At 72.7% G+C, this 12,475-nt stretch carries 5 protein-coding genes; all 5 read right to left on the bottom strand.

The annotated features are described in order from the left end of the window. A partial coding sequence (locus ACFW16_RS35275; protein ID WP_380313784.1) for a condensation domain-containing protein occupies nt 1-1,928 on the bottom strand: 1,928 nt, incomplete at its 3' end. 5 nt (nt 1,929-1,933) lie between these two features. Continuing rightward, the gene (locus tag ACFW16_RS35270; RefSeq protein ID WP_380313783.1) at nt 1,934-5,116 is read right to left on the bottom strand and encodes an amino acid adenylation domain-containing protein; all 3,183 of its coding nucleotides are present in this window, start codon (nt 5,114-5,116) and stop codon (nt 1,934-1,936) included. Next, nucleotides 5,113-9,639, bottom strand: coding sequence for a condensation domain-containing protein (locus ACFW16_RS35265; protein WP_380313782.1), 4,527 nt, complete (start codon nt 9,637-9,639; stop codon nt 5,113-5,115). The genes ACFW16_RS35270 and ACFW16_RS35265 overlap by 4 nt, the downstream gene beginning before the upstream one ends. Nucleotides 9,640-9,647: 8 nt before the next feature. After that, on the bottom strand, nt 9,648-11,327 hold the full coding sequence (locus ACFW16_RS35260) for a cyclic peptide export ABC transporter (protein ID WP_380313781.1): 1,680 nt from the start codon (nt 11,325-11,327) through the stop codon (nt 9,648-9,650). Between the two features lie 21 nt (nt 11,328-11,348). Continuing rightward, nucleotides 11,349-12,326 carry a TauD/TfdA family dioxygenase gene (locus tag ACFW16_RS35255; RefSeq protein WP_380313780.1) on the bottom strand — a complete coding sequence of 326 codons (978 nt, stop codon included), beginning with the start codon at nt 12,324-12,326 and terminating at the stop codon, nt 11,349-11,351. Nucleotides 12,327-12,475 lie beyond the last annotated feature (149 nt).

Raw genomic sequence — 12,475 nt, 5'->3', positions numbered from 1 at the left:
TAGGCCAGACCCTCCGGATGCCAGGCGACGTCCGGCGCCTCGTCCGGATACCCGGAGAGGTCCCAGCCCTCCAGCGCCACCACCTCGACGCCGTCAGGCAGCCGGTCGACGAGATGCGCCTGGGCCAGCACCAGCTTCAGCCCGGTCTCGGCGATGGTGCCGGCCAGCCGCTCGCGCGGATGCTCGGGGTCGAGCGGCAGATACGCCCCGCCCGCCTTCACGATGCCGAGCAGCGCCACCACCATCCCGACCGACCGCTCCGCCGCCACACCGACCAGCACGTCCGGCCCGACACCGCGGGCCGCCAGCGCCTGCGCCAGGCGGTTGGTCCGCCGCTCCAGCTCGGCGTAGCTCAGCCGCTCGGCGCCGAACACCAGCGCCTCGGCCTCCGGCGTCGCCCGCGCCTGCCGCCCGATCAGAGACAGCACGCTCGGCACCGGCTCGTAGGCCACATCCGTCGCGTTCCAACCCGACAACCGTTCCTGGTCAGCGGCCGTCAGCAGATCGATGGTGCCCAGCACCCGGTCCGGGGCCGAAACCATCCGGCGCAGCACCGAGACGAAGCCGTCGCGCCAGCGCTCCACTGTCGTCCGGTCGAACAGGCCGGAATCGAACTCGACCCGGCAGTCGATGCCGTGCCCGTCCGCGGCCACGTCGAGCGACAGGTCGAACTGAGCGGTACCGGTGTCGATGTCGGCCAGTTCGGCCGCTACCCCGTCCAGCGCCAGGAGCGCCGCGTCGCGCGTCGCACGGAAGTTGAACAGCGACTGGAACAGCGGCGTGTGTCGCGCGTCGCGGGCGATGCCGAGCCCGTCCAGCAGCAGCTCGAACGGCACGTCGGCCTGTTCGAGGGCGGCCATCGCCTCGCCGCGGAGCCGGCGGCACAGTGCCCGGACGCTGAGGCGCGGGTCGAGCCGGACGCGATAGACCTGGGTGTTGACGAAGAAGCCGAGCAGGTCCTGGATTTCGGCCCGGCCGCGCGCGGCGTTGGGCACGCCGACCGCGAAATCCGACTGCCCGGAGAGCCGGCCGAGCAGGATCTGCCAAGCTGCGAGCAGCACGACGAAGGCCGTGCAGCCCTCCTCCCGGCACAGAGCCTGAACCGACCGGACCAAGTCCGGCGGCAATGCGAAATCGACGCGGCCGCCGGGGCGGTTGCCCTCGGCGTCGCGCGGCCGGTCGGTCGGCAGCGCCAGCACCGGCACGTCGCCGCCGAGATAATCCTTCCACTGCGCCAGGGCCTGGTCACGGCGATCGCCCACGAAGCGCCGGCGCTGCCAGGCGGCGTAGTCGGCATAATCCAGCGCCGGGGCCGGGAGCGGCCGTCCGCAGCGGTCCGGATCGCGCAGCGCCTCGCCATAGGCCCGGGCGAGGTCCCGCACCAGCACCGCGGTCGACCAAGCGTCGACGACGATGTGGTGCATCACGAGCAAAAGCACCCATTCGCCGTCATCGTCAGACGTCTCGCCGCGCCGGGCCAGGGCGATACGCAGCAGCGGCGGCCGGGCAAGGTCGAACGGCCGGCGAACCCGCGCCCGCAGCCAGGCGGACAGCGCCTGCTCCGCGCCCGGCATCCCGGACGCGGGCAGAACGGCATGCTCGATCGCGACATCGACCTCAGGCAGCACCACCTGCCGCGGCTCGCCCTCCCCGCCTTCGAAGCGGGTGCGCAGCGCGGCGTGGCGCTCGACCAGCCGGCGGAACGCGGCCTCCAGCGCCGGCACGTCCAGCCGCCCTCGCAGCCGCAGCGCGCGGACCGAGTTGTAGGCCGCGCTCTCCGGATCGTAGAGCTGCAGGAACCACAGGCGCTGCTGCTGGAAGGACAGCGGAGCCGAGGCCCCGCTGTCGCGCGGACGGATCGCATCCGGATCCGACGTCTCGTCGTCCAGCAGCAGCGCGAGCAGCGCGTCGTTGTCGATATCGTTCATAGCTCTCAGGGGGCCTTAGCCTGCCGCGCCTTCTCCAGCAGCGCCGCGCGCTCCGCCTCGCTCATCCCGTCGAGGCTGAGGCGGAGGGTGGCGATCTGGTCGATCCGCCCCGGCGCCGCATGGCCGCGCAGCGCCTGGGCCAGGGCGGCGATGCTGGGATGGTCGAAGACGATGCCGGGCGGCACCTCGAGCTGGAACAGCTTGCGGATGCGGGCGACCAGCTTGATCACCTGCAGCGAGTTGCCGCCGATGTCGAAGAAGTCGTCGGTAACGCCGATCGCCTCGGCCGGCCGTTCCAGCAGCTCCGCCGCCACCTGGCGCAGCAGGGTCTCGACCGCGTCGCGCGGCGCCACCTTGGCGCTGGTCTCGGCCAGGGTCGCCGGATCGGGCAGGCCGCGGCGGTCGATCTTGCCGTTGGCCAGGCGCGGCATCCGGTCGAGCGCCACGATCTGCGCCGGCACCATCGGGCCGGGCAGTCGCGCGGCCAGGGCCGGGCGCAGCGCCACGGCGTCGCCCGAGGCCAGGGTGACGAAGCCGACCAGCCGCGCCTCCCCGCCCTTTGCCTCACCACCCTCTGGCCGATGCACCACGACCGCCGCCTGCTGGACGCCGTCGAGGGCCTGCAGCGTGGCCTCGACCTCGCCCGGCTCGACCCGGAAACCGCGGATCTTCACCTGGTGGTCGGCGCGGCCGACGATCTGCAATCGGCCATCCGGGAGGTGGCGCGCCAGGTCGCCGCTGCGATAGAGCCGCCGGCCCTTTCGGAACGGATGGTCGATGAAAACGCCGGCCGGGTCGCCATGCAGATAACCGCGGCAGAGCTGGGCCCCGCCGATGTGCAGTTCGCCCACCGCGCCGGTCGGCGCCAGCCGGCCCGCGGCGTCGAGCACCAGCACCTCGCTCCCGGCCAGGGGACGGCTCAGCGGCAAGGCGTCGCCGGCCCAGGCCGGGGCCGAGGGGTCATGGGCATGCACCAGCACGCCGATCGTGGTCTCGGTCGGGCCGTAATGGTTGAACACCCGGCAGTGCGGCGCTGCCGCGAGGATCCGGTCAACCAACGCCTTCGAGGTGCCCTCGCCGCCCAGGATCAGCGTGGCCGGCAGCGCAGGCTCCGGCGCATCGAGCAGCGCCGCCAGATGCGACGGCACCAGCTTGGCGCAGTCGATCTCGTGCCGTCGCAGGAAGGCGGCGAAGGCGGCGCCGTCGGCCATCTCCGCCTCGTCCGCCACCGCCAGGCAGGCGCCGTGGCGCAGCGCGCCGAACAGCACGGTGTTGCCGAGATCGGCGGCGACGGTCGAGGTCAGGGCGAAGCGCCGGCAGCCGGCGAGGCCGAGCGCCTCACTCACCGCCTCGACATAGGTGCGAAGCTGGCCATGTTCGATCACCACGCCCTTGGGCGTGCCGGTCGAGCCGGAGGTGAACAGGACATAGGCGGCGCGGTCGCCCTCGCCGAGGTCGGGGAGGTCCGACGAGGCAGGCTCCGCCATCGCCGCGGCCAGCGGGTGCACCGGGATGGTGTCGGAGACGACCGGGTCGGCGGCATCGGTCAGCACCAGCACCGGCCGGGCCTGGTCGAGCAGCAGCTGCCGGCGTGCCTGCGGCCATTGCGGGTCGAGCGGCAGATAGGCGCCGCCGGCGCGCCAGACGGCGAGCAGCGCCACCACCATCCCGGCCGAGCGCGCCATGTCGAGCGCCACCACGGACTCACGGCCGGCGCCCTGGGCGACGAGCCAGGCGGCCAGCCCGTCGATCCGCGCGTTCAGCCCGGCATAGTCGAGGGTGATGCCGCCGCCGGCCAGGGCCGGCGCCGTCGGGATCTCGTGGCCCCAGCGGGCGATCAGCGCCGGCAGCGACGGGCCGGGCGCAGGGGCCTGGACCGCGGCGTCGAAGGCCAGCAGCCGCGCCCGCTCCGCCTCGCCCACCGGCGACAGGGTGCCGAGCGGTGTCTCGAGCCGGTCCGGCAGCTCGGACAGCAGAGTCACGACCTGCTCCAGCAGCGTCGCCATAGCCGCGTCGTCGTAGCGGCCGCCATCCCAATGCAGGGCGACGGCGCGGAGGCTGCCGTCCTCGGCGAGATCGGCCTGCAGCGCCAGCTCGAAGGGCTGTGGCGCGTCCGCCGAAACCAGGCGCCAAGTGCCATCCTCGGCCGTGCGATCCGCGATCCGGAAGCCGGCGACGAGATGGTCGCTGCGGCCCGGTGCCTCGACCGGCCAGTGCTCCTGCCAGCCGCGATGGCTGTCGAGCAGCGGCGCGAGCCGGTCCAGGAAGGTCGCGAAGGGTTCGGCCGGGTCGGCCGCCAGCCGCAGCGGCAGCACCTTGTCGAACGGGCCGACGGTTCCGGCGAAGGCGTCGTAGTCGCGCCGGCAGTCATGCTGCCAGCCGGCCACCAGCTCGGCCCGACCGGCGATGCGGGCCAGCAGCGCCCACCAGGCCGCCTGCAGCACGGCGTCGAGGCCGATGCCGCGCGCGGCAGAGAGTGCCGTCAGCCGCTGTGCCACTGCGGCGTCGATCGCAGTCTCGCGGCTGGCTCGCGCGCCGGTGCCGGCCTCGCGATTGCGATAGGGCAGGTGCAGGGCCGGCGGCGCCGAGGCACCGAGATGGTCCTGCCAGTAGCGGCGACCCTCCGCGGCGTCCTCGTCGGCGGCCATCTCGGCGCGCCACTCGACATATTGCGCATAGGCGACGCCGTCCTCATTCGCCGGGACGGCGGCGCCCGCGACCTCGTCGCGCAGTGCGCGATGGATCAGGTCGAGCGCCCCGCGATCGGCCACCAGCGGCGAGGCCAGCAGCGCCAGGCGCCATTCCGCATCACCGAGGCGGTACAACGCGGCCCGCAGCGTCCGGCCGGAGCCGAGATCGAAACCGGTCTGCGCCGTGAGGTCCTGCGCCATGGCATCGGCCGCATCGGCCCGGCCGCGCAGGTCGAGCACGGACCAGGCCGGCTCCGCCGGCGCGTCGAGCGGCCGGGCGCGCAGGCCGCGGAAGCCGGGGACGGCGACGAAGGCGGTGCGCAGGATCTCGTGCCGGCCGGCGACCCGCAGCAGGGCGGCGTGCAGTTGCGCCTCGTCCAGATTGCCGGAGATCTCGACGACCAAGGTCGCGGCGTCGTCCGGGTGCTCCGCGGCGACGCGCTGCTCGGGGCCGAGCGGCCAGGTCTCCACCCCGGCGGAGAGGGCGAGGTCGGTCATCGCGCGCCCTCCTGCCCTGCGTCCAGACTGCTGCGGTCGACCATGTCGCCCATCGCCACGACGATGCGGCGCGGCCCCTCATACGGGTCGCGGGCATGGGCGGCGAGCATGTTGTCGAGCATCACCACGTCGCCACGGCGCCAGTCGAAGCGCACGGCGCAGGCCTCGTACAGCTCGCCGATCAGGTCCATGACCGCGTCCTCGATCGGCGAGCCGTCGCCGTAGAACACCTGCCGCGGCATCCGCGCCGAGCCGACCATGGCCAGCAGGTCCTCGCGCACATCGGCGTCGAGGCAGCGGGTGTGGTGCAGTTGGACCTGGTTGAAGAAGGAGCGCTCGCCGGTCAGCGGATGGGTGATCACCGCCGGGCAGCGGGTGCGGGTCTGCAGCTCGTCCTTCCCGAGCCAGGCGAAGTCGACCCCGGCGGCGCGGCAGCGGGCCTCGACCTCCTCGCGGCTGTCGGTCTTGAAGAAGTCGCGCCAGTCGACGTCGAGATTCTCGGTGAAGGTGCGGACATACATCAGGCCGAGGCGATCGAAGCGCTCCGCCAGCTCCGCCGGCAGGCGCCGAAGCATCTCGCGGCAATCCACGATCGGGGTGGCGCCGCCGACCGGCGACGGCTGCTCGCAGAAGAACCACTGCTTGCGCGGCCAGCGCGGCAGGTGCGAGCTCTCATTGTGGTAGAGGATCATCTTCCGCTCCGGGTACGGCGTGGAGCGGTAGGTGTTGCGGCCGCCTTCCTTCTTCGGCAGGTCGCCATAGGAGCCGTAGAGACCGGGCTGCAGCGCCTCGGCGAAGGCCTCGAACTCCTGCGGCGTGGTCAGGCCGAAGCCGCGGAACAGCAGCCCGGCATGGCGCCGCAGCCAGGCCTCGACCTGGTCGCGATGGGCGGCGGCCCAGGCCACGGCGTCGAGATCGGCGCTGGCCGGCTCGACCACCAGCGGGAAGATCGCGCCCGGGGTCAGCGAGGAGGTTCGCACCAGCTCGCGCGCCGGCGCCGCGGCCGCAGCCGGCCGGGCCGAGGGGGAGGCGAACTTCTTCAGCTTGTCCAGCTTGGCGCCCATGCGGGCGGTGGTTTCGGACGGCGACGCGGACGACGACATCGCGGACTCCTCCAGTGCGGGAAGGGTGAAGCCGCTCAGCGAGCGGTCCGGGGTTTCGACGATCTGCTCCAGGAGAGCGGTCCAGGCGGCCACCAGCCGCCCGACCCGCGGCCGGGCGAACAGGTCGGTGGCGAAGACCCATTCGCCGTCGAGGCCCTGCACGGCGCGGGAGCCGAGCGGGTCGAGGAACAGCGCCATGTCGAATTTCGAGCCATGGGCCTGGGCGGGCCGCAGCTCCGCCGTCAGGCCGTCGACGCCGAAGCGGCCGCGCGGCGCGCTCTGCAGCACGAACAGCACCTGCACCAGCGGGTTGCGGGCGCGGTCGCGCGGCGCGCCAACGGCCTCGACGATCTGGTCGAAAGGCAGCAGCGGATGCTCGAAGGCCTGCAGCGAGTCCTCGCGCACCCGGTCCAGCAGCCCGGCGAAGGGCAGCGCCGCTTCCGGCCGAGCGCGCAGCGGCAGGACGTTGACGAAGAAGCCGACCAGCCGGTCGAGCTCGCGCCGCGGCCGGCCGGCGACATCGGTGCCGATGACGAAATCGGTGGCGCCGGTGAGGCGATACAGCAGGGTCTCGAACGCCCCCAGCAGCACCATGAACAGCGTGCCGCCGCGGGCATGGCCCAGCGCCTCGAGCCGCGCGACCAACGGCCCGGGCAGGCTGAACCGAACACTGTCCCCGGCCTGGGAGGCGACGGCCGGGCGCGGATGGTCGGCCGGCAGATCCAGCCGGTGCGGGACGCCGGCCAGGCGGTCGCGCCAGAACGCCTTCTGCCTGTCCAGCGTCTCGCCCTGCAGCAGCCGGCGCTGCCACAGCGCATAGTCGAGATACTGCACCGGCAGCGGCTCCAGCTCGGCCGGGCCGTGCTCCAGCGCGGCGCGGTACAGCGCGCCCAGATCGTCGATCAGCACGCCGATCGACCAGCCGTCGGCGACGATGTGGTGCAGGCCGAGCAGCAGGCTGTGCTCGGCCGAATCCAGCCGCAGCAGGGTGGCGCGCAGCAGCGGCGACGCCGCCAAATCGAAGGGCCGCCGCGCCTCCTCCGCCTCGATCTCGGCCAGCCGCGCCTCGCGCCGGGCCGGGTCGAGCGTCGAGAGGTCGATCTCCGGCAGCGACAGGGCTGTCTCGGCGTCGACCCGCGCCACCGGCACGCCGTCGGCATCCTCCGGATAGGCGGTGCGCAGGATCTCGTGCCGCGCCAGCAGGCCCGTGAGGGCGCGGTCCAGGGCCGGCCGCGACAGCGGGCCGGTCAGGCGCAGCTGGCCGGTCAGGTTGTAGGCGCTGCGGGCCGCCTCCCCCGCCAGGCGCTCGGCCAGCCACAGGCGCTGCTGCGCCAGCGACAGCGGCATCTCGGCCTGCCGCGGCTCGGCCGTGACCGGCGGCAGCCCGGCCTCCGGCGCCTGCCGCGGCGCCGCGTCCAGCCGGGCGGCAAGCTCGGCCAGGCTGTGCGGCGCGAAGATCTCGCGCAGCGGCAGCTCGACGCCGAACTCGGCCCGGATCCGGTCGATCGCCTGCATCGCCAGCAGCGAATGGCCGCCGAGGGCCAGGAACTGGTCGCCGCGGCCGATCGGGCCGCAATCCAGCAGCCCGGTCCAGATCGCGGCCAGGCGCTGCTCCGCCCCGTCCCGCGGCGGCTCGCGATCCTGAGCCGCGGCGCCGACCGAGGGGCGGCGATAGAGATGCCAGGCCTGCAGCTCGCCCGAGGCCAGCCGGTCGCGGCAGGCGGAACGCTGCAGCTTGCCGCTGGTGGTCTTCGGCAGCGTGCCGGGGTCCAGCAGCGCGACCAGCGCCGCCGGCTCCTGCTGCTCGTCGGCGACGACGCGGTCGATCGCCTCGACCAGTGCCTCCGGCGCCACCTTGCGCTGCGTGGTGCGGCTGATCTCGACCGCGACGCCGATGCTCTCGCGGCCGTCATGCTCGACCGCGAAGGCCGAGACCCGGCCCTTGCGGATCCCGGGCACGCCAGCCTCGACCACCTTCTCGATATCCTGCGGGTACCGGTTCTGGCCGCGGATGATGATCACATCCTTTCGCCGGCCGGTGATGAACAGCTCACCCTCGTGCAGGAAGGCGAGGTCGCCGCTGCGCAGCCATACGCCCTCGCCCCGATCGAGGAACGCCTCGCTTGTCGCCTTCGGATTGCGCCAGTAGCCGCGGGTGACGCTGCCGCCGGTCACCCAGACCTCGCCGACTGCGCCCTCGCCGAGCGGCTGCAGCGTCTCGGGATCGACGATGCGCAGCTGCTCCGGCCGGATCGGCCGGCCGCTGCTGACCAGCTCGACGCCCGCGCCGCTCGGCACCACCCGGTGCGCCGCGAGAGCCTCGGGGTCGACGCGCAGCGTGACATAGGTGTGCGGCCGAGGGCTGCAGGACAGGGTCAGCGTGGCCTCGGCCAAGCCGTAGGCGGGGGCCAGGGTCTCGCGCCGGAAGCCGGCCGGGGCGAAGCGGGCGGCGAAATCGGCCAGTGTGTCGGCCCGCACCGGCTCCGACCCGGAGAAGGCGAACTGCCAGGACCGCAGGTCGAGCCCGGCCAGGGTCTTGTCGCTGACCCGCTCGCAGCACAGGCGATAGGCGAAATCGGGGCCGCCGCTGAGGGTCGCGCCGAAGCGCTGCATCGCCTCCAGCCAGCGCGCCGGCCGGGCCAGGAAGTGCTGCGGCGCCATCAGCACCAGCGGGATGCCGGCGAAGAAGGGCAGGATCAGCCCGGCGATCAGCCCCATGTCGTGGTAGAGCGGCAGCCAGGAGACCAGCACGTCGTCCGCGGTGACGCCGCAGCCGTGCACCATCATCCGCTGGTTGTCGATCAGGTTGGCGTGGGTGACCTCGATGCCCTTCGGGTTCGCAGTCGAGCCCGAGGTGTATTGCAGGAAGGCGATGTCGTCGCCCTTCGCCGGATGCGGGCGCCAGGCCTCGGCCAGGGCCGGGGACGGGGTGTCGACGGCGATCACGTCGACGCGGTCCTGGCCGGCGCAGAGGGTCTCGACCGAGGCACGATGCGCCCGGTCGGTCAGCAGGTGGCGGGCGCTGGCATCCTCGACCATGCCCTGCAGCCGTTCGACATGGTGGCGGCTCATGCCCTCCGGCGGATAGGCCGGCACGGCGATCACCCCGGCATAGAGGCAGCCGAAGAAGGCGGCGACATAGTCCGGCCCGCTGTTCAGCAGGATCAGCGCCCGGTCGCCCGGCGCCGCGACGGACTGGAGATGGGCCGCGATCACCCGCGCCCGCAGGTCCAGCGCACGGTAATCGAGAGTATCGCCGACCGTCTCGCCGTCGGTCAGGAAGCGCAGCGCCGGCCCACCGTCATCGGCGGCGGCGCGGCGGTGCAGCAGCTCGATCAGCGTCTCGGCATCGGCATAGTCGAGGGCCAGCGGTGCGGCGGCGTCGCGGCGCGGGCGGAGATCGAAAGCAGCGTCGCTCACGGCGAACCTCATGATACCGGCGAGAGGGAGAGATCGTGACCGTTGACGGCGCGCTGGGGCGCCGGCCCGGCGGGGCCGCTGCATTCGACCACCTGGCCGCGGTCGAGCTTGACCAGCTGGTCGGCGAGCGGGAACCAGCGGTCGTCATGGGTGATGACCAGCACCGCCTTCCGCCGCGCCTTCAGCTCGGCCAGGACCTCGCGGTAGAACACGTCCTTGAACTGCGGGTCCTGGTCGGCCGCCCATTCGTCGAACACCATCACCGGCCGGTCCTCGAGGCAGGCCGCCACCAGCGCCAGGCGCTTGCGCTGCCCCTGCGACAGGTCGCGGGTCGAGAAGGCGCCGCCGCGCACCGCGACCTTATGGTCGAGATGGAGCTGGTGCAGCCAGCTGTTGGCGCGGTCATCGAGTGACCCGTCCACCGCCTCCAGCAGAGTCTCGAACAGGTGGAAATCGGAGAACACGGCCGAGAACAGCTGCCGGTGCGCCTCGTCGCCCGGCGAGGCCAAAGCCTGGCCGTCGACGCGGATGGTGCCGGCTTCGGGCGCGTACAGGCCGGTCACCAGCTTCGCCAGCGTGGTCTTGCCGCTGCCGTTGCCGCCGACCAGGAAGGTGACCTCGCCGGGCCGCAGCGTCAGGTCGATCGGGCCGAGGGTGAAGACCTCGTCCTCGCGTTCATCGTAGTAGCCGTGGGTGACGCCCTCCAGCGCCAGGGTGACCTCGCGTTCGGCCGGACCGGGCGCCGGCGCCCGGCCCCCCCTCCCTGTCTCAATCTCGGCCAGCGTGTCGCCGATGCGGCCGAGCGCCACCCGGGCCATGCCGATATGCGGGATGTTGGCCAAGAGGCCTTCCAGCGGTCCCATGATGTAGAGGAAGGCGATCACATAGCCGGTGACGACCCCGGCATCGCCCGGCGCGATCCACATCCGCGCGAACAGCGCCGTGCCGATCGTCGCCATGAACAGCAGCCGGCCCCAGCCGTCGGCGAAGGCCAGCAGCGACAGGCCGCGGATGCGGCTCTTGGCCACCGCATCGATCGCCTCGGTCAGCACGATGTCGAGGAAGCGGCGCGCCTTGCCGGCATTCAGCTTCAGCTCCTTGGCGCCGCCGTTCAGGGCCTCGAACTGGCCGAACAGCCGGTCCTGGCCGCGCCCCGCCTCGCGGAAATGCCGGAGCACGCGCCGATAGCTGAGCTGGTGGCCGATCGAGCCGAGCACCATCACCGCCGCGGCGAGCAGCAGGAAGGTCCAGGACAGGGTGGCGAGATAGATCAGGACGCCGAGGATGACGACGCCGTTGGTCACCAGAATCGGCAGGCCCATGCAGAAGGTGGCGATGGCGGAGGCGTCGTCGGTCAGCAGCGACTGGATCCGCGCCCGGCCGACGATCTCAAGCCGACGATAGGGTGCCGCGACCACCGCCTGGGCGATGTGCTGCCGCAAGCCGCCGAGCGCCCGCTGCCCGAGCCGGGCGAACAGGGCGCGGGACGCCACCTGCGCCACCATCACCAGCAATGCTGCGGCGACGAAGGGCAGCAGCCACTGCGGCAGCGCCTCGGCCGGCGCATGCAGGGCGCGGTTGATCAGCAGCACCAGGAGGGCGCCGCCCACCCCGCAGGCCAGGCTGGCCAGGATGGCGGCCGCGAACAGGGCGCGCGACCCGCGGAGCAATATTCCGAGAAGCGACACGGCTTTCTCCGGCTCGGAGCGTCAGTGCAGACCGCGCGCTTCCGCCATGGCGACGATGACCTTGCGCGGTCCCTTGAACGGCGCCCGCGCATGGGCGGTGAGCATGTTGTCGAGCATCAGCACGTCGCCCGACTGCCAGGGGAAGCTGATCCTGTTCGCCTCCAGCACCCCGCGGACGGTGGACAGCGCCTCGTCCTCGATCGGCGAGCCGTCGCCGTAGTATACGTTGCGCGGCAGGTCCGGCTCGTCGACCAGCTCCAGCAGCGTCGACCGCACCTCCGGCTCCAGGTTCGAGACGTGGAACAGATGCGCCTGGTTGAACCAGAGCATCTCGCCGGTCACCGGGTGGGCGATCGCGCCCTGGCAGACCTGGCGGGTGCGCAGCTCGCCGTCCGGCTTCCACTCGCAGTCGATGCCGTGGCCGCGGCAATAGGCTTCGACCTCGCCGCGATCCTCGGTGCCGAACACCTGCTGCCAGGAGACGTCGAGGCCGTTGCCGTAGTTGCGGACATACATCAGCCCCTTTTCGGCGAAGCGGTCGCGCAAGGCGGGCGGCATGGCGCGGTAGACGGCGCGGCTGTCGGCGATCGGCGTCTCGCCCCCTTCCGGCGCCGCCTGCTGGCAGTAGAACCAGATCTTCATCGGCCAGTCCCGGGTGTAGGCCTGCTCGTTGTGCAGCGGGATGTGCTGGTGCGGCGGGTATTCGGTCGAGGTGTAGACGCCCTGCGTCACTTTGCTGCGCGGGGTCGAACCGAACTCGTAGGTCAAGAGCGGATGGCCGAAGCCGGCGGCGAAGCCGCGGAAGGCGTCGGCGCCGTCCAGCGCGAAGCCGCGGAACAGCAGCCCGCCCTCGACGCTGAGGTGGCGGTCGACGATCGGCCGGATCTCGGGCAGGGCCTCGATCAGCGACGGGGTGCCGCCGGCGGGCTCGACCAGCAGCGGCAGGGGCCCGCCGTCTCGCAGCGGGCGGATCGTCAGCGTGGCGGTGCTAACCCGCATTTCTCACACTCCCTGTGCCCTGCGTCGCCTTGCGGCGAGTCGGATGCGGGGGCGGGACGCGAAAAGCGTAGCGGCACTACGGTCGAGCGGCCCGCGCCCGCAGGCGGCCGCCGCAAGGCGACCCTCCGGGCCAGCGTCCCAGGCCGGCA

It is taken from the genome of Inquilinus sp. NPDC058860 (assembly GCF_042743185.1).
In the GTDB taxonomy this organism is placed as follows: domain Bacteria; phylum Pseudomonadota; class Alphaproteobacteria; order DSM-16000; family Inquilinaceae; genus Inquilinus.
Note: the sequence above shows the minus strand (reverse complement) of the source record. Positions and strands in the feature narration are given on the sequence as shown.

What these genes read in the sequence shown, in the direction of transcription:
- ACFW16_RS35255 (WP_380313780.1), bottom strand. Translation starts at nt 12,326, where the DNA reads ATGCGGGTTAGCACCGCCACGCTGACGATCCGCCCGCTGCGAGACGGC.
- ACFW16_RS35270 (WP_380313783.1), bottom strand. Translation starts at nt 5,116, where the DNA reads ATGACCGACCTCGCCCTCTCCGCCGGGGTGGAGACCTGGCCGCTCGGC.